The organism is Nitrosomonas marina (genome assembly GCF_900111605.1).
Classification (GTDB): domain Bacteria; phylum Pseudomonadota; class Gammaproteobacteria; order Burkholderiales; family Nitrosomonadaceae; genus Nitrosomonas; species Nitrosomonas marina_A.
The window spans coordinates 123,021-142,284 of record NZ_FOIA01000001.1 but is presented as its reverse complement, the minus strand read 5'-3'; the positions used below and the strand labels follow the sequence as shown (position 1 = coordinate 142,284).

Below are 19,264 nucleotides of genomic sequence, written 5' to 3'. Positions count from 1 at the left end.
GCGTGTTTACAATAACAAAGGAGTTTTTTCATGGCGAATTCGAGTAATGCGCTCTGGATCGGCGGTATTGTGATCGTCGCCGCTTTAACCGTGGTTGAGCTGATGTCGACCCGGGAAAATGGCGATACCTCTGAAACTGCCGGCAGCGCAACGCCAGCCGGCACGCCGGCACCCATTTCAGTGCAGCAGGACGCCGGTCAAATCGCAGCGGGCACCATCGACACACCTGACTCAACCGGCGTATCTGACGCAAAAGACACAACGAGCGTTCCAGGCACCGATGCACCCGGCACGGAATTTGGCACCGACTCCGAATTCGCATCCAACCTGATAATAGACCTGGACAATCCGCAGGCGAATGTCGAGGCCATCACAAAAAATCTGCTGCACACACCTGAAACAGACACAACTGAACCGGACACCAGCATGGCGGGCAGCGATACGCCTGTCGACACGCCGACTGACGCAGCAGTCGATTTTGATACGGACGGCGATGGAACGAGGGCAGCGGATTCAGATTCTGACTCAGTCACACCCGCAGCGTCCGCTCTATCCGGTTCAAACGATAACGAAACCCAACCAGAGCAGACAGCATCTCCTGCTTCCGCCGGCACAGCTGATGCACTGGCAACGACTCAATCCACCGAATTTGCACAACCCGGAACCGGCTCCGCACACACGACGATCACGCAGCATTTGGCCGCTGCCGAAGCTGCGCTCAAGGACTTGCGCATGACCACTCCACCGGGTAACAACGCTTACGAGCACTACCAGGCGGTACTGGCTGTCGAGCCCGGTAACGCCGAAGCGCGCGCCGGCATCCAGAAAATGGTCGACATGTATATTTACTTTGCGGAAAAAGCGATTACCGACGGCGAGGAAAATACTGCCCGGGTCTATCTGCAACGCGCCGAGAAACTCTCGCCGGGATCACCCCGGTTGAAAAATCTGCGTAACGAACTGTATTGACAGGCACCCATAGACAACACAGCTGGGGACGTTCACCTGCGACAATCTGTCCCCATGACGCTTTGTTCAATGGACCGGCAAGTTACTGGCCGGACAGTTTTTTCCTGAGTATGGCGTTTACCTGTGCCGGGTTCGCTTTTCCCTGGGTCGCTTTCATCACCTGACCGACCAATGCGTTAAAGGCTTTTTCCTTGCCACTGCGGAAATCGGCCACCAGGTGGGCGTTTGCCGCAAGCACATCATCAACCTGCTGCTCGATTGCGCTGTCGTCCGAGATCTGCTTCAGCCCTTTCGCCTCGATAATGGCATCAACCTGCTGATCCATTTCGCCCTGCCACAGACTGTCAAAAACAGTTTTTGCAGCTTTGCCGGACACCGTGCCGTCTTCGACACGTGACAGCAGCGCCGCCAGCGTTTCCGGCGCAACCGGGCACGACGCCACATCCATGTCCGCCTTGTTCAGACGCGCGCTGATTTCACCCATGATCCAGTTGGCACACAACTTTGCCTGCGCGGGAAGCCGCTGTACTGTTGCTTCAAAATAATCGGACAGTTCCCGCGAACCGGTCAGTACCGAGGCATCATACGCCGACAAGCCAAATTCGGTCACATAGCGCTCACGTCTCGCCTGCGGCAGTTCCGGCAACGCCTCCCGTAGCTGGTCAATCCAGTCGGGCGAGATTTCCACCGGCAGCAAATCCGGATCGGGAAAGTAGCGATAATCGTTGGCGTCCTCTTTACTGCGCATGGTACGCGTTTCGCCTTTATTGGCGTCATAAAGTCGCGTCTCCTGCCGCACACTGCCACCATCCTCGAGAATATCGATCTGGCGTTCCGCCTCAAATTCGATCGCTTTCTCCAGAAAGCGAAACGAATTCAGGTTTTTGATTTCGCAGCGCGTGCCGTATGTGTCACTGCCACGCGGGCGCACCGACACATTGGCATCACAACGGAACGAACCCTCCTGCATATTACCGTCGCAAATGCCGATCCAGCGCACCAGCGAATGCAGCGATTTCGCGTAGGCCACGGCTTCCGCGCTGCTGCGCATGTCCGGTTCTGAAACGATTTCGAGCAACGGCGTACCCGCCCGGTTTAGATCGATACCGCTCATGCCGTGAAAATCTTCGTGCAGTGATTTGCCGGCATCTTCTTCGAGATGCGCGCGTGTCAACCGGATGTTTTTTTCTGCTTCTTCCGTTTGAATGAGGATATTACCGCCTTCAACTATTGGCCGTTCATACTGGCTGATTTGGTAGCCTTTGGGTAAATCGGGATAAAAATAATTTTTTCGTGCGAATATCGACGGCGAATTAATGGTTGCGCCGATTGCCAGACCGAATTTGACCGCGCGCTCAACCGCGCCTCGATTCAATACCGGCAATACGCCAGGCAGCGCCAGATCGACAATACTGGCCTGTGTGTTGGGCATCGCGCCATAAGCAGTCGATGCACCCGAAAAAATCTTGGATTGCGTAGACAGTTGCGCATGAATCTCAAGACCGATGACAATTTCCCACTGCATGTTTGATATTCCAGTTCGATGAGATTGATAAAGATAAGATGATATCGAGATTATAAATCAGGCATCTTTAGATGCCAGTCCGTCGCCCGCTGATACTGGTGTGCCACGTTAAGCATCCGGCTCTCGGTGAAATAATTACCGATAATATGCAGGCCAACCGGTCTGTTCTTTTCCCCGAACCCGACCGGAATCGACATGCCCGGCAGTCCCGCCAGGCTTGCTGCACTGGTATAAATATCGGACAGGTACATCTGCACCGGATCGCTGCTTTTTTCACCGATATCAAAAGCCACCGATGGCGCTGTCGGGCCCATGATGACATCGCACTGAGCGAATGCGTGCTTGAAGTCCTGCGCAATAAGGCGGCGTACCTTCTGCGCCTGAATGTAATAGGCGTCATAGTAACCGTGCGAGAGCACATACGTGCCAATCAGGATGCGGCGCTTGACTTCTGCACCAAAGCCATCCGCACGGGTTTTGCGGTACATGTCTGCCAGATCCTGATAGGATTCGGCGCGATAACCATAACGTACGCCATCAAAACGCGACAGATTGCTGGAAGCCTCGGCAGGTGCAAGCACATAATATACCGGTATCGATAATGGCGAATTCGGCAGCGACACCTCCAGTGTCTCCGCGCCAAGCTTGCGGTACTCGTCAAGAGCGCTTTCGATCGCCCGCGCCACATCGCCATGCATGCCTTCGGCGAAATATTCTTTGGGCAGGCCGATACGCAAACCGGACAAGGGATTTTCCAGGTCGCGCGTATAATCTTCCGCATCGCGCTGCAGGCTGGTTGAATCGCGCGCATCAAAACCGGTCATGACATTAAGCATCAATGCCAGATCCTCAGCGGACCTGGCCATCGGACCACCCTGGTCCAGGCTCGACGCAAATGCGATCATCCCGTAGCGCGAAACCGTACCGTATGTCGGTTTGATTCCGGAAATACCGCAGAATGCCGCCGGCTGCCGAATCGAACCGCCGGTGTCTGTGCCCGTTGCTGCCGGCGCCATACGCGCGGCAACCGCGCAGGCCGAACCGCCCGAACTGCCGCCCGGCACTGCGCTGATGTCCCAGGGGTTTCTCACCGGGCCGTAATAAGAGTTTTCATTACTCGAGCCCATGGCAAATTCGTCCATATTGGTCTTGCCGATATTCACAGCACCGGCCGCATTAAACCGTTCAATAACGCCGGCATCATAAGGCGAAACAAAATTCGACAGCATTCTGGAACCGCATGTTGTTAACCAGCCTTGAGTACAGAAAATATCTTTCTGCGCCACTGGAATCCCCGTCAATGGGCCTGCATCGCCGACCGCAATTTTCTGGTCTGCAGCATGTGCCTGCTGCAGCGATTTATCAGCGTCGACGGTTATAAATGCATTGTATTCCGGATTGAGCCGTTGAATTCGTTCAAGATATTCCGTGGTCAATTCCACGCTGGATACTTGTTTATCTGCAAGCCGCCTGGAAAGTTGCTTAAGACTGTCATTTAACATGTTATTATTGATGGTAATTTCAAAACGCTTGAGTGGGTTTAAGACTATTGAGTGATATCAGGTCATCCTAACTGGATTGTCAATTGTTTGTTTTTTGTAATCGTGTGCCGGGGTGTATTAAAGCATTGTCGAGCGATCATCCGCGTTAAATCCGATATTGCCGGATTATAATTCAACAAACCATGTAAGTCCGCCAGCACGATGTTACGCTCCTATCATATCGAAGCTACCATCAAAGCAGTCATAACCGGAAAGTTGTATAAATCTTTAAATTTATGAATGTCACATACACGCTCTGCCAGGTAACAGAGATGGCCGCTGCTCGAGGACAAAAGGCGAATTCACTCAATCACTTTGGGTACCAGATACAGACCTTCCTCGACCTGTGGCGCGATCGACTGATACAATGCACGCTGATCGGAATCACTTACCCGGTCTTCGCGCAGACGCTGCACGACATCCTGCGCGTGGGACATCGGTGTCACACCGGATGTATCGACCGCCTGCATCGTTTCAATCAATTTAAAAATGTCAGACAACTGGATCAGTGCGGCTTCCGCTTCATCTTCGCTGATCTTAATGTAGGCAAGGTCAGCAACTTGTTTTACATCGTCTATCGATAAAGTCATATAACGTGAGAATCTTATATTTAAGGGAGTAATAGGGTATCATGACGCCGTTTGTTTGGCGTACCAATTTTTACTCATTTTCTACGATCTACTAATGATGATATGTCCTTTACCTTTCACTAAAAACGGATATTGCCACCATGTTTAATTTTCTCAGCAACAATTTATTAGGCAGCTATTTTTCAACCGATATGGCAATCGATCTGGGCACGGCCAATACACTGATTTATGTTCGCGGTCAGGGTGTTGTGCTTGACGAGCCATCCGTGGTGGCGATTCGCGAGGAAAGTGGCACAAACGGAAAGAAAATGATTCAACAGGTTGGCCTGGCGGCAAAACAGATGCTTGGTCGCACACCCGGCAATATCACGGCAATTCGGCCTATGAAAGACGGCGTTATCGCCGACTTCACAGTCACCGAACAGATGCTCAAAATGTTTATCCGGAAAGTGAACCCTCCACGGCTTTTTTCCGCCAACCCGCGCATCGTCATTTGTGTACCCTATGGGTCAACACAGGTAGAGCGGCGCGCAATTCGAGAGGCCGCATATGGTGCAGGAGCGCGCAAGGTAGAATTAATCGAAGAACCCATGGCAGCAGCTCTGGGTGCCGATTTGCCTGTGGAATCACCGACGGGGTCCATGGTAGTTGACATTGGCGGAGGCACCACAGAAGTCGGCATTATTTCGCTGGGCGGTATTGTGTATTCAAATTCGGTGCGTGTTGGCGGTGACAAGTTCGATGAAGCGATCATCAATTATATACGCCGCAACTACGGCATGCTAATCGGCGAGGTAACAGCCGAATTTATCAAAAAGGAAATTGGCTCGGCATTTCCGGGATCAGAAGTACGTGAAATCGAGGTCAAAGGGCGTAACCTGGCCGAAGGCATTCCACGCAGCTTCACCATTTCAAGCAATGAAATTCTGGAAGCATTGAACGAGCCGCTCAACAGCATTGCAAGTGCTGTAAAAACGGCGTTGGAACACACGCCACCCGAGCTAGGAGCCGATATCGCCGAAAAAGGCATGGTAATGACCGGAGGCGGTGCCCTGCTTCGCGATATTGACCGACTGCTGATGGAAGAAACCGGCCTGTCTGTTATTGTTGCAGACGACCCGCTATCATGTGTAGCCCGCGGCGCCGGCATTGCACTGGAAAACATGGATCAATCAATCGGCATCTTTGCCAGCGATTGACAGACGACCCCAATTATATTGAAAACCCATTAGCTGAACAGGCAGCGCACATATGTTGAACGTTTGCAGCTGTCCAGTTAGCATTTGAATTTATTATAAATTTTGCACGACTGAATAAATGGATTCAACGCCTCAGTTTTTCAGGCATGGACCCGGCCCGCTTGCGCGTTTACTTTTATTTGTACTGTTATCCTGTCTGCTCATGGTCGAGGACCTGCGCTTCAAAGTCATACCGGAATTGCGTCAGGCGGTCGCGATGATCATTTATCCTATACAGCAAGTGGCGCTTCTACCTTCCGAAGTGCATGACACGGTTATGGATTTTATTAACAGTTTTCATATCATTGAAGAGAATGCTTATCTCAGGGAACACTACCTGCGCAATAGTGAAAAACTGTTACGCTTAAAAGCACTGGAAGCCGAAAATACGCATTTGCGCAAACTGCTTGGCGCCGTTAATACTATCCATGCAAAAACAACAGCCAAGGCCGTAATGGCGGAGATTCTCTATACTCCTCGCGATCCATTCAGCCACAAAATCACTGTTAATAAAGGCCGTGAACATGGAATTCAACCGGGTCAAATTGTTATCGATTACAAGGGCATCATCGGGCAGATCACGCGTGTATACCCTCTAGTATCCGAAGTCACGCTGATTACAGACAAAGATCACTCAGTACCGATACAGATCGTTCGTAACAATATTCGGACTGTCATTTCGGGAACCGGGAAAAACAATGAAATCGAGCTACGCTATCTGTCGGTAAATACCGATATCCGCGAAGGTGACTTGCTCGCAACTTCGGGTATCGGCGGCGTTTATCCACGAGGATTGCCTGTTGCTGTTGTTACCGGAATCAAACGGCATCCATCGGATAATTTTGCGCAGATTACCGGTACGCCGGTCGCAGGCGTCGATCGTAACCGACAGGTACTGATTTTATCATTGTCTCCAGCTTTACCGACTTCGCCAGAAAATCTTGCTGAGGAATCCAGCGTTGAGTCTGAAAATAATTGATGAATCCAAAATTAATCCTAAAAAGTATATCAGTAAGGATATGCTTGCTCCTGCAAAATCATGGTATGTGATTGCCAGCCTTGTTGCAGCATTGATCCTGAATTTTGTGCCACTGCAGTCATTTGCGCTGGCCATGCGCCCTGATTTTGCCGCATTGGTTATTCTATACTGGGCTATCAATCAACCACAACGACTGGGCATGAGCCTTGCGTTTTGTGCCGGTTTGATGATGGATGTCCATCACACCTCGGTTTTGGGGCATCACGCACTGGTCTATTGTGTTATCGTATACATTGCTTCAATTTTTCGCCGTCGTATCAATGTGTTCAGCCTTGTTCAGCAGATCCCCCAGATTTGTGTGATCCTTCTAATTATGCAAAGCATACTTATCGTTATCGAATTGCTCGGTGGAGCCAATCTGCCAGGCTGGCATTATTATCTGAAATCGTTGAGCGGTGCGATTGTCTGGCCTATCGTGGCATTTCTATTGAGTTATCCGTTGAAGCACAGGTCTAACCCCGATGCATTATGAGATCCATTGTTGAACTTCGAAATCATCCGCTTGAACTGTACAAATTCCGTAAACGCCTGACCATATGCGCCGGCTTCGTTCTGCTGCTGTTTCTGACACTTTTTGCCCGTTTTTTTTATTTGCAAGTCACACAGGGGGAACACTACCACACACTGGCTGAAGCGAACCGTATCTCCATTGCACCGCTGGTACCAAACCGGGGTTTAATCCTTGACCGCAATGGTAAAATTCTGGCGCAGAACTATTCAACCTATACGCTCGAGTTAACTCCCAATAAAATTCCGGACCTCGATGCTACTCTGAAAGAACTGGCCAACTATGTCGAAATCACTCCCAGCGATCTGGAACAGTTCAGAAAACTGTTGCGTGAAAATAAACGCTTTAAGAGTTTGCCTATTAGGAGCCGGCTGACCGATGAAGAAGTCGCCCGTTTCGCAGCTAATCGCTATCGATTCCCCGGTGTGGAAATTCAAGCCCGCATTCTGCGCTACTATCCTTACGGTGAACTGGCTGCGCATGTTGTCGGTTATATCAGTCGCATCAGCGATAAAGACCTCGAACAGCTTGAAACATCCGGTGAACTTGATAATTACAGGGGTTCGCATTTTATTGGCCGCATTGGCATCGAACAGAGCTATGAGCAAGAACTGCATGGCATCACCGGTTTCGATGAAGTGGAAACCGACGCGGCTGGCAGATCAATCCGTGTCTTATCGCGTACTCCACCAATTTCAGGAAACAACCTGGTTCTCTCGCTGGATATCGATTTACAGCAAGTTGCTAATGACGCCTTCGGCGATCGGCGCGGCGCTCTGGTTGCAATTGACCCGACTAACGGCGAGGTACTGGCATTCGTCAGCAAACCTGGATTCGATGCCAATTTGTTTGTTGGCGGCATTGATCATAAGAACTGGAAACAGCTAAACGAATCAATTGACAGACCACTAAATAACAGAGCGTTACGAGGTGTTTATCCCCCCGGTTCCACATTCAAGCCGTTTATGGCGCTTGCTGCACTTGAACTTGGATTGCGTTCGCCCTGGTATGCCATCAGTGATATCGGCTATTTCAGTCTGCCCGGCACGGAGCGCCGTTATCGCGACTGGAAAGTCGGCGGACACGGCAGGGTCGATCTGCATAAATCGCTGGTCGTTTCCTGTGATACTTACTATTACGGTCTCGCACATGATATGGGTATAGACCGTATACACAATTATATAAAACAGTTCGGGCTCGGTGAAAAAACCGGTATAGACATCAACGGCGAGGTCGATGGCCTGCTACCCTCACGAGAATGGAAAATGCGCAGACATAATCAACGGTGGTACGCTGGTGATACAATCTCAGTCGGCATTGGTCAGGGTTATGTACTGGCCACACCACTACAACTGGCTTTTTCGACCGGAATCATAGCCAACCGGGGTAAAGCCTTCCAGCCACATTTTGTCAAACAGGTCACAAACAGCCAGACCGGGGTTACGCGCGAGCTGCCTAAAAACCTACTGTATACTGTCGATCACGATCCAAAGAATATGGAACTGGTTCATCGAGCGTTAGTTGATGTCACCAAACCCGGCGGCACTGCCGCCAAAGCGGCTGCCGGCGCACGTTACACATTTGCGGGCAAAACCGGTACTTCCCAGGTAATCGGCATCAAGCAGAACGAGCGTTATAAGGAAGAACTCGTCGCAGAACGCCACCGTGATCATGCCATGTTCGTCGCTTATGCGCCCGCCGACAACCCGAAAATTGCCTTGTCAGTGCTCGTCGAAAATGGCGGCAGCGGCGGTTCAACCGCAGCACCGGTTGCGCGTCAGGTTTTGGATTATTTTCTGCTTGGTATACTACCGGAATCAAAAACAGCAGATCCTGTTGCTGCTTCGGAGCACACGCACCCTCACTAATCTTATCCTATGTCCAGTTTATCCGATTCAAAACTAAAAATGCCGCTGGTTGGCATCAGAAAGCTCTGGCATTATTTCACACGCTATATTGACAGTTTTCTGCTAACAGGAATATTGCTCCTGATGGTCATTGGTCTGGTCACGCTTTACAGCGCTACTGGCGGCGATATCAACAGAGTCATCAAGCAGGCTGTTCACATGTTTATCGCACTGAGCATCATGTGGCTGGTCGCCAATATTCCACTGCAGCAAATCATGCGGCTTGCGCTTCCCTTGTACGTGCTCGGATTCGTTCTGCTGATCGGGGTCGCACTCTTTGGAGAAATCAACAATGGCGCGCGCCGATGGCTAAATATCGGTATATCACGGATCCAACCCTCTGAAATCATGAAAATTGCAGTACCGTTAATGATGGCATGGTATTTCGATAAATACGAAATAACATTACGCCTGAGAGAATATCTGGGCGCCGCGATCATTCTGCTGCTGCCGGTACTACTAATATTGCGCCAGCCTGATCTGGGCACAGCGTTATTGATTGCAGCCAGCGGTTTTTATGTACTGTTTCTGGCCGGGTTGTCATGGCGTATCATAGGTGGCCTGATTGTTGCTGCAGTCGGCAGCGTGCCTGTACTCTGGTCATTCATGCACGATTATCAGCGCCAGCGTGTACTAACATTGATTGACCCTTCCCAAGATGCCCTGGGTGCCGGTTATCATACCATCCAGTCGTCAATTGCCATCGGCTCCGGAGGTATTGTCGGCAAAGGCTGGCAAAATGGTACCCAAACCCAACTGGACTTTTTGCCGGAACAAAGTACTGATTTTATTTTTGCTGTATTTTCAGAAGAATTTGGCTTAATTGGCAATTCTCTATTATTATTACTGTATTTAATAGTCATAGGGCGTTGCATGGTAATCACTGCAAATGCATCGACACAGTTTACACGGCTGATTGCCGGTTCAATCACATTGACATTCTGTACGTATATATTTGTCAATATGGGCATGGTCAGCGGTATTCTACCTGTTGTCGGTGTTCCACTGCCCCTTATCAGTTACGGCGGCACATCCCTGGTAACCATGTTACTCGGTTTCGGTATTTTAATGAGTATTCAAACACATCCTAAACTCGTAAAAACATGATGAGCAAAATACACTTTCAAAAAATTTTCACACAATTTATACGCTTACGCTTTCCCTCCTTTTCAACACTATTTGTAAAAATAATCGTACCAGCAGTTTTATTATCTATTTCTGGCTGCGCAAGTACGTCCCAATATAATGCATATAACGGCGGCGACATATCGGACACAAGTCCAGTTCAGCAGCACATCGCCAAGCAGAGCGAAGGCGGTGGCTATTACCTTGATGACGGGCCGGGAGAAAACCCACCCGACGATCTGCATCTCATACCGAATGCCATACCCAAACTGGAACCACTGCGTGAAGCGAATATGCGACCGTACGAAGTCATGGGACAAACATTCGAGCCGATGACGACCCTCGAGGAATATAACGCCCAAGGCACGGCCTCATGGTATGGGCGGCGATATCACGGCAATCAGACCGCATCAGGTGAAGTTTACGACATGTATGCAATGACTGCAGCGCACCCGACATTACCACTGCCAAGTTATGCGCGTGTCACCAACGTTGAGAACGGAAAGACTGTGATTGTAAGGATCAACGATCGCGGCCCGTTTTTATCCGACCGTTTGATAGATCTCTCATACACAGCAGCCTACAAACTCGATATCATTGAAAACGGAAGTGGCGAAGTAATTGTTGAATCCATACTGCCCAAAGAAATCAAACGACTTGCTTCAACTGATACCCGGACAAGTCGTTCAAATGAAAAACCAAGGAGCGAAACCGGCGCTTATCTGCAGCTCGGCGCATTCGGCAATGCAGACAATGCGCAAACCTACCTGTCCCATATCCAAACCCGTATTCCCTGGCTTCGCAAGGTAACCGGCATTACCAAGCAAAACGGTTTGTTCAAAGTTCATGCTGGGCCATATGCCAGTCATGTGCTGGCACGACAAGCCGCGAATACCATCACTCAGCGACTGGCCATCAGGCCACTGATTGTTGTTGACTGACATTATCAACAACATATTTAACTTCAGCCACATGGTTTATCTACCACAAAAAAAAATCCCTACTTTCCAGTAGGGATCAAAGGGCCTCGTCATAAAACCATTAACTAAACTCAAATGACGTCAACTAATCGGTATCATCAACACGCTACCAATATTGCTTTACCTGTACATTGATTCAAAAGATTAGGCATCACGTGGGATACACTATAATACGATTTGAATCCGTACAAAGGCAGAAACAAGTACAGAAATTACCTTTTTTTCTGTTGAAGTGTAGTGATTTTTGTCACATGCTTTCGTTAAAATAGACCGGAGCCATTATTATTACGATCATGGCGATCTGACAATTCCAACAACAAGCTGATTGACAGCTGTGGTTGCGCATAGCCATAACCATTGTCTGTCGTCACATAACCAGCAAGCTTTTTATCCATGAGCACTAACCAATCACCTGAACTTGCAATTCCACAAAATAATGCCCCGGTGACTGAGCCGATAGAAACGGTTCTGATTGACCAACGCAGCATCACGATGCTGGGTACCGCACATGTATCAAAAGCCAGTGCCGACAAGGTTCAGGAGCTGATCGCAACGGGAAACTATGATGCAGTTGCAGTCGAATTATGTCCGAGTCGTCATAAAGCCATCGTTAATCCGGACGCCATGGCAAAAATGGACCTTTTTCAGGTAATCAAAAATGGCCAGGCCAGTATGGTAGCTGCCAGTCTGGCGTTAGGTGCATTTCAGCAACGCATGGCAGAGCAATTCGGAATCGAACCCGGCGCTGAAATGCGCGTTGCAATCAAGGATGCACAAGCCGCTCATCTTCCTGTGATATTGATCGACCGGGAAATTGGCGTCACTTTGAAGCGCATTTATCATAATGTGCCCTGGTGGAAACGCATGGGTTTGTTAGGCGGCTTGATCCATAGTGTCATCAGTAAAGAAAAAGTCAGTGCTGAAGAAATTGAAAAACTAAAAGAAGGAGACGTGCTGGAAAGCACTTTTTCTCAGTTTGCAGAAGATGAGAAAGATTTGTTCAAGCCGCTGATCAGTGAACGTGACGAATATATGGCCGCGCGTCTTATTAAAGAAAGTCGGGAAAACAACTATCAGCATATTCTTGCAATTGTCGGCGCAGGTCATATGAGTGGCATACAACAAATCATTTCGCACCAACAGATCAACGATCCAGAAGAGGCAATTAGCAGACTGGATACGCAACCGGTGTCGTCAAGCTGGCTGAAATACCTGCCCTGGGCGATTGTCCTGCTCATTCTAACCGGTTTTGCTATTGGGTTTATGCGCAGTCCGGATATAGGTACTGCCATGATACTGGACTGGATACTTATCAATGGCGGTTTATCCGCTCTAGGGGCAGCGATAGCATTTGCGCACCCGTTAACTATTATTACTGCGTTTTTGGCCGCGCCCCTGACATCTCTCAATCCTACAATCGGTGCAGGTATGGTAGTAGCTGCCGCTGAAACCTATCTGCGCAGACCCAAAGTGGAAGATTTCAATCGCCTGCGCAGCGACACCACCAGTCTGAAGGGCTGGTGGAACAATCAGGTCACTCGCATACTGTTGATATTTATTTTATCGACCATGGGTTCCGCCATTGGCACGTATGTCGCAGGCTTTCGCATATTTGAGCGGTTAACCGGCTAGATTCCATGAAAACCATGTTTGGTTTTTTTGAACGACTGATCAACCCTTTTCCACCAGAATCCCCAACCGAACCACCAAAGGGTGTATATCAATTCTGCCGCCATTATGTCCGTGGCATCGAACCATACCTGATATTGCTGGCCATTCTGACCACTTGCCTCGCGATTAGCGAAGCCATGCTGTACGGCATTCTGGGGCAAATGGTTGACTGGCTGGCGCAACAGAACACACAACATTTTTTTGATACTGAATGGCCGATATTACTGGCCATGACCATTTTTATTCTGGTCTTTATACCGATCATTGTTTTGTTGCATTCCATGATTATTCAACAGGCGCTCATGGGAAATTTTCCGATGCGCGTTCGCTGGCTTGCACACCGTTATCTGCTAAACCAGAGCTACGCTTTTTTCCAGCATGAATTCAGCGGACGCATTGCTACCAAAGTCATGCAAACGGCACTTGCGGTTCGAGAAACAGTGCTGAAACTGCTTGATGTACTGCTTTTTGTAGCCGTATATATCATTACAACATTGATTCTGATCGCAGATGCCGATCTGCGCTTGTGCATACCGCTAGCGATATGGCTGATTGCTTACATCAGCATTTTGTGTCATTTTGTTCCGCAACTTAAACGCATCTCCACCCTGCAGGCAGATGCGCGTTCCTTAATGACAGGACGCATCGTTGACAGTTACACAAATATTCTTACGCTAAAACTGTTTTCCCACAGTGAACGTGAATCAGCCTATGCCAGAGCAGGCATGCAGGAATTCATGGACACGGTTCATCCACAAATGCGACTGGCTACCTGGCTGAACATATGCGTCTGGACGATCAATATGCTGCTTGTATTTGCAACATGTGCTCTGGGTCTGTATCTCTGGATAAATCACGCCATCGGACCGGGCGCAATTGCTATTGTAATGAGCCTGGCTATCCGTTTGACGGGAATGTCACACTGGATCATGTGGGAAGTCAACAATTTGTTCGAGAACATCGGTACTGTGCAGGACGGCATCAATACCCTTTCCAACCCGCAAATTGTCAGGGATAAACCCGATGCTGACACTTTGCACGTCACTCGGGGAACAATTCAATTTAGCAATGTCGGTTTTTCCTACTACCCGAATCCAGATTCTGTCTTGACTGAAACTGGCATGTCATCCCAATCCATCAGTACACCCAGAATCTTTCATAATTTGAATATAAAAATCGATCACGGCGAAAAGGTCGGTGTCGTCGGCCGGTCCGGTTCAGGCAAATCCACGTTTGTCAGCCTGCTGCTACGTTTTTACGATCTTCAACAAGGCACCATAACCATTGACGGGCAGGATATTCACACTGTCACTCAGGATAGCCTACGAGACAATATCGCCATGGTGACACAGGACACTTCCTTGTTACATCGATCCGTTCGTGACAATATACTTTTCGGAAAACCGGACGCTTCTGAAACACAAATGATTGCTGCAGCCAGGAAAGCGCAGGCACATGAATTTATAATGCGTTTGCAGGATATCAAGGGACGCCGCGGATACGATGCGCATGTGGGCGAACGTGGCGTAACATTATCTGGCGGACAACGGCAACGTATCGCGATAGCGCGCGTTTTGCTGAAGGACGCACCGATTCTTGTATTGGACGAAGCCACCTCGGCACTGGATTCGGAGGTGGAAGCAAGTATCCAGCAAAGCCTTTACCAACTGATGCAGGGAAAAACCGTTATTGCCATTGCACATCGCCTGTCTACCATCGCAGCAATGGACCGGCTGATTGTTCTTGACAATGGGCGCATTGTTGAACAGGGCACACATGCCATGCTGATTGCCAACAATCAATTATATGCACAGCTATGGAATCACCAGTCCGGCGGTTTTCTTGGATTTGAATAAAATGCCAGTAATCTGCTGCTTCAGCCAGGACTGCTGAAGTGCTCCGGCAATTAACTTATAAGCAAACCAACCAACAAAAAATTAAATCGGTTTTTTGATACATGTCGACAACGCCACTGAAACCAGCCGAGCTTCGTAAAACTATTGATCCAGTTACGCTTGGATTTAAAGATACTTCCACGTTATTGCAGTATCCAATGTCATGGATAGGGCAGGAACGTGCAAAGACCGCTGCAGATTTTGGGCTGGCCATGCATCTCCCTGATTATCACCTGTTTGTACTTGGCGAAGTTGGCAGCGGCAGATCATCCCTATTGCATCAAGCGATGATTGAAGCGGCAGAGAAAAGTCCCACTCCTCCGGATTTATGTTACCTCTATAACTTTACAACACCTGAGAAACCCATCGCTTTGCGTACACCTGCAGGGCAAGGACGTCTGTTGCACACCTCACTGGAAAAATTGGCTGAAACGCTTTTTGATGAAATAACCCATTGTCTGAATGGACAGGATTTTAAAATCAAGTATGAGCAACTGTTAAAAAAATTCAAGAAAAAGGAAACTGAACTCTATGCGCAACTGGATGCTTATGCAGAAGCCAGGCACTTCTCCATACGTCGCGAAACCGAGCAGATCGTATTTACGTTGCGCGACAATCAGGGAAAAATTTTAACCGAAGATGCGCTTTTTAAACTTCCCAAAACACGGCGAGCCAAAATAGACCAGGCTGAACAGGAACTGCACGCGGAGATTATCCGGTATTTTGAAGCGATCAAACGCGTTGAAAATGATAAAAAGAATGCGCTTGACGGCCTTAAACGCGACAGCATTCAACCCCTTCTCAATCAACGTTTCAGCATCTTGCGAAGCAGCCTGCATGCTGAACTTAAAAAAAACGCGCGATTGCAGCTTTTTTTTGACCAGATCATCCAGGATATTCTGGAGAATTTGGATTCGTTTGAATCAACCGGTTCCAATGCTGAAAGAAGACGGGCCGACACGCTCGGCGAAACATTATCCCGATACCGGATCAATCTGGTTGTCGACAATTCAGAGCTTAAGGGCGCGCCAGTCATAGTTGAAGACAATCCGCACATCCATGCACTCTTTGGCAGTATTGACTATCAAGTCGAGGAAGGCAGAATCAAGACCGATTTCATGCGTATCCGTGCAGGCAATCTGCACAAAGCGCATGGTGGATTCATTATGCTGCATTTGAACGATCTGCTTTCAGATGGGGCGGTGTGGACCAGGTTGCGACGTTTATTACGCAGCAACCGGTTACAAATAGAAGAACCCGCATCCGCATTCGCAGCGAGCATTCCCACTACGATTGAGCCGGAAGCTGTGGATGTCAATATTAAAATTATTTTAATTGGTGCACGCGAGGATTACTATTGTCTGCAACATGAAGACCCTGAGTTCATTCGCCGCTTTCGTGTCAAAGTCGATTTTACCGACAGTTTTAATTCAAATCAGGACACATATCTTGCTTCATCCGTTTTCATTGCACATATTTGCCATACCAGAAAACTGCCTCATTTCTCAGCTGCCGCAGTGACCCGACTACTGGAAGAATCGCATCGAGAAGTTGACGATCAGGCACGTCAAAGCGCTATTTTTTCGCATATGGAAATGCTTGTTCTGGAGAGTTCGGTACAGTGTCAGTCGCGCAACGGAAAACTGGTGGAAATTGCTGATGTATCAACAGCTTTGCAAACACGCACCATACGTCATAACGCACCAGATCAATGGCTGCAGGAATCGATCACCGATGGTGACATACTGATTTCTTTGAATGGTGAAAAAACAGGTCAGTTAAACGCGATTACCCTGATCGAAATGGGCGACCATTGTTTTGGTGTGCCGGTTCGGGTTACTGCACGCACCTTTGCAGGCGATAACGGATTGCTGAACATCGCACACGAAGTTGACATGTCAGGACCGATTCATGACAAAGGTGTATTAATATTGCAAAACTACGTATCCGCCCTGTTTGCACATATTGCGCCGCTTGCACTGAGTGCTTCCATTGTTTTTGAGCAGGATTACACAGGTATTGAAGGTGATTCAGCATCGTGCGCAGAATTTTATGCGTTGCTTTCTTCCTTATCCCGGCTACCGGTCAAACAGAGTATTGCGATAACCGGCGCTTTAAACCAGTATGGCGAGGTGCTTCCTGTGGGTGGTATCAATGACAAAATTGAGGGCTTTTTTAGTATCTGTGAGAAAACCGGCCTGAACGGCGAACAAGGTGTATTGATTCCGTACCGCAACAAAAGACATCTGATGCTCAACCATGATGTAATCAAAGCAGTTGAACAAGGCCTTTTTCATATTTACACCATGCAGCATGTGACTGAGGGGCTTGAATTACTAACTGGCGTTCCTTCCGGAATAACGGACAAAAGAAAAGTAAAAAAATACCCTGCCAAATCAGTACTTGGTCATGCCGAAAAAACGCTCATCGATTTCCGTTTTGCCTGCCAGGCGTTTCATAGCAAACCGGATGCATCCTGATTTGCTCACTGTTGATCGTTCAACCCTACCAGAACCTGTGCTTTCAGCGATTTTATCAATCGCATTTCATTAGTTGTGATCCCCTCATGTGCAATCACTGAACGGTCTCCATAAATCAAACCGGCCGGCTTGTCTTGCTGAACAACCAGTGGTAATAAAATAAAACTTCTGGTGTCAGGTAAAAATTTTGTATGCCAATCCGGCAACGCACTACGAATTTTAGGTTCTGTTGCATCGGTGATGGATAAATCAACGTTCCGTTTCAGTGCCATACTGAACAAATCACCACCCTTACTATCCGGAAACATAAAATTATCCCGAATATTTTCATGGTTAAACCCAAGCGAATATCGTGCACGGTACGAATTGGTATTGCAATCTTTCAAACAGATAGTGACAAATTTAAATCCCAGACTGTGATAGTATTTTTCCAACACCAGCATCATTAATGAATCAATATTGAATCTACGGGACGCGAGTATTTCTGCGACTTCCAGTACGCCCGACAACAACCTGTCTTCCGAATTTAATGGCTTACCGCTTCTATGACAGTCATCTGACTGTTGCTGCTGCTGGCTGTCCGTTCCGGCTTCAAAAAAATGACACCCTGTAACTTCATCGTCCGATTCTGTCCTTTCTTCATGGCAGCATGTCTGTGTTTCCGGATTATCAGCCAGCGTACTTGAAATCTGGCTGCAAATATCCTGGATCTGTTCTGCGGATTCATCGACTAACACCCTCAACCGGGAAGCATCCAGTTGCAGCGCTTTGCCAAAACGGTTTAACAAATCCTCGGTTGACGGAATCATATTCGGTTCGTTGTCTGACCCAGCCATCTGTGCTGCATAGTCACTGAATTCGGTTACCTGTTGCATCCATTCTTTGCGGTTTTTCGGTTTTTGGAGCACTTTCCCCGGCATCAGCTTCATCGCCTGAATAATCGAATCCGGAATATGCCATTCGCGCAACGCAAACTCTGTCAACCAGTGAAAAGTACAACCGAGTTTTTGCAACGAGGCCTGCGACTCGGAATACACTTTCTCTCTGGCAAGCAACATTGTTTCATCATACAAACGGTCATCATAAGCAGCCACAATAAGCCGGCCAATGTTTTTAAACAGCGCAGCAATCGCCACTTCGTCTGCGTTTGGATATGCGCTGCGTTTGGCCAAATTACGCCCGATCAGGCTGGCCGACAACGCAAGCATCAGTTCCTTGCGCACGGCTCTGGCATGCTTTCGCGGCATGCGGTCGACCATAATCATTGCCAATGCGCAGGTTTTAATCGTATTCAACCCCAGCAACTGTATCGCAGTTGTAATACTGGTAACCGCCATCGACGTCGAACGATAAGTAATCGAATTGGACAATCGAAGGATTTTCAGTGTCAACGACGGATCGGACAAAATAAAATTGCTTAACTGCTCCAGTGACTGTCCTTCGGAAGACGTCAATTGAACAACTTGGGATATTGAAGTGCCAAGCGTTGGCAAATCGGGATCGTTCTTAATCAAGTCAATCAGCTTGTCCTTGATTTTTATCACTTCATTTCCATTTGAGATATTCATCAGGGTCTTCGATTTCTTCTATTACCGAATTAAATTAATCCTATTTGGCGATTTATACTGAGCCAGTACACCTTGTGGTCACCGGGCAAACCAATTACCATTGAGTGCAGAAGACTGCTAATACCGTTCTGATAATTCGATCTGCTAGGCATTATCTTTCCATTACCTTGACACTGTGATGTAATGCTCAAGTTAATATGTATTTACGGCAGAATACGTAATAATTGA

Annotated in this window: 15 protein-coding genes; 10 read left to right on the top strand and 5 right to left on the bottom strand. The window is 48.3% G+C overall.

Going from position 1 to position 19,264, the window contains the following annotated elements:
* Positions 1-30 precede the first annotated feature (30 nt).
* Positions 31-969 (top strand): hypothetical protein, encoded by a 939-nt coding sequence (locus BMY62_RS00595; RefSeq protein WP_090655064.1) that lies wholly within the window; start codon positions 31-33, stop codon positions 967-969.
* A gap of 82 nt (positions 970-1,051) precedes the next feature.
* On the opposite strand, the gene gatB is transcribed toward BMY62_RS00595, so the two are convergent.
* From gatB to gatC, 3 genes are all read right to left on the bottom strand, one after another.
* On the bottom strand, positions 1,052-2,494 hold the full coding sequence (gene gatB / locus BMY62_RS00590; protein WP_090655061.1) for an Asp-tRNA(Asn)/Glu-tRNA(Gln) amidotransferase subunit GatB: 1,443 nt from the start codon (positions 2,492-2,494) through the stop codon (positions 1,052-1,054).
* A gap of 50 nt (positions 2,495-2,544) precedes the next feature.
* Positions 2,545-3,996 (bottom strand): Asp-tRNA(Asn)/Glu-tRNA(Gln) amidotransferase subunit GatA, encoded by a 1,452-nt coding sequence (gene gatA, locus BMY62_RS00585; protein ID WP_090655058.1) that lies wholly within the window; start codon positions 3,994-3,996, stop codon positions 2,545-2,547.
* 341 nt (positions 3,997-4,337) lie between these two features.
* Positions 4,338-4,625, bottom strand: a complete 288-nt coding sequence (gatC, locus tag BMY62_RS00580) for an Asp-tRNA(Asn)/Glu-tRNA(Gln) amidotransferase subunit GatC (RefSeq protein WP_090655055.1) — start codon at positions 4,623-4,625, stop codon at positions 4,338-4,340.
* Positions 4,626-4,765: 140 nt separating this feature from the next.
* Between gatC and BMY62_RS00575 the strand changes: the two genes are divergently transcribed.
* The 6 genes from BMY62_RS00575 to BMY62_RS16630 all read left to right on the top strand — a co-directional run bounded on the left by BMY62_RS00575 (position 4,766) and on the right by BMY62_RS16630 (position 11,383).
* On the top strand, positions 4,766-5,824 hold the full coding sequence (locus tag BMY62_RS00575; RefSeq protein ID WP_090633764.1) for a rod shape-determining protein: 1,059 nt from the start codon (positions 4,766-4,768) through the stop codon (positions 5,822-5,824).
* Positions 5,825-5,942: 118 nt separating this feature from the next.
* The gene (gene mreC / locus BMY62_RS00570; RefSeq protein ID WP_090655052.1) at positions 5,943-6,842 is read left to right on the top strand and encodes a rod shape-determining protein MreC; all 900 of its coding nucleotides are present in this window, start codon (positions 5,943-5,945) and stop codon (positions 6,840-6,842) included.
* Positions 6,823-7,374 carry a rod shape-determining protein MreD gene (gene mreD, locus BMY62_RS00565; RefSeq protein WP_256207367.1) on the top strand — a complete coding sequence of 184 codons (552 nt, stop codon included), beginning with the start codon at positions 6,823-6,825 and terminating at the stop codon, positions 7,372-7,374. The genes mreC and mreD overlap by 20 nt, the downstream gene beginning before the upstream one ends.
* Positions 7,371-9,278 (top strand): penicillin-binding protein 2, encoded by a 1,908-nt coding sequence (gene mrdA / locus BMY62_RS00560; RefSeq protein WP_090655050.1) that lies wholly within the window; start codon positions 7,371-7,373, stop codon positions 9,276-9,278. Before mreD ends, mrdA begins: the two co-directional genes overlap by 4 nt.
* A gap of 9 nt (positions 9,279-9,287) precedes the next feature.
* Positions 9,288-10,424: a rod shape-determining protein RodA gene (gene rodA / locus BMY62_RS00555; RefSeq protein ID WP_371264059.1), complete on the top strand. Its 1,137-nt coding sequence runs from the start codon at positions 9,288-9,290 to the stop codon at positions 10,422-10,424.
* Positions 10,421-11,383 (top strand): septal ring lytic transglycosylase RlpA family protein, encoded by a 963-nt coding sequence (locus BMY62_RS16630; RefSeq protein ID WP_305728777.1) that lies wholly within the window; start codon positions 10,421-10,423, stop codon positions 11,381-11,383. The genes rodA and BMY62_RS16630 overlap by 4 nt, the downstream gene beginning before the upstream one ends.
* Positions 11,384-11,682: 299 nt before the next feature.
* Here the strand turns inward: BMY62_RS16630 and BMY62_RS16435 are convergent, their stop codons facing one another.
* Entirely contained in the window at positions 11,683-11,817 is a 135-nt protein-coding gene (locus BMY62_RS16435; RefSeq protein WP_256207366.1) for a hypothetical protein, read from the bottom strand.
* Here BMY62_RS16435 and BMY62_RS00545 point away from each other — a divergent pair.
* From BMY62_RS00545 to BMY62_RS00535, 3 genes are all read left to right on the top strand, one after another.
* A complete protein-coding gene (locus tag BMY62_RS00545; RefSeq protein WP_090655045.1) occupies positions 11,816-13,054 on the top strand; it encodes a TraB/GumN family protein in 1,239 nt (412 codons plus the stop codon). The genes BMY62_RS16435 and BMY62_RS00545 overlap by 2 nt on opposite strands.
* Positions 13,055-13,068: 14 nt before the next feature.
* Positions 13,069-14,949, top strand: a complete 1,881-nt coding sequence (locus BMY62_RS00540; RefSeq protein ID WP_090655303.1) for an ABC transporter ATP-binding protein — start codon at positions 13,069-13,071, stop codon at positions 14,947-14,949.
* Positions 14,950-15,050: 101 nt separating this feature from the next.
* On the top strand, positions 15,051-17,468 hold the full coding sequence (locus BMY62_RS00535) for a Lon protease family protein (protein ID WP_090655042.1): 2,418 nt from the start codon (positions 15,051-15,053) through the stop codon (positions 17,466-17,468).
* A 5-nt stretch (positions 17,469-17,473) separates the two neighbouring features.
* On the opposite strand, the gene BMY62_RS00530 is transcribed toward BMY62_RS00535, so the two are convergent.
* On the bottom strand, positions 17,474-19,036 hold the full coding sequence (locus tag BMY62_RS00530; protein ID WP_090655039.1) for an HDOD domain-containing protein: 1,563 nt from the start codon (positions 19,034-19,036) through the stop codon (positions 17,474-17,476).
* Between the last annotated feature and the right edge of the window lie 228 nt (positions 19,037-19,264).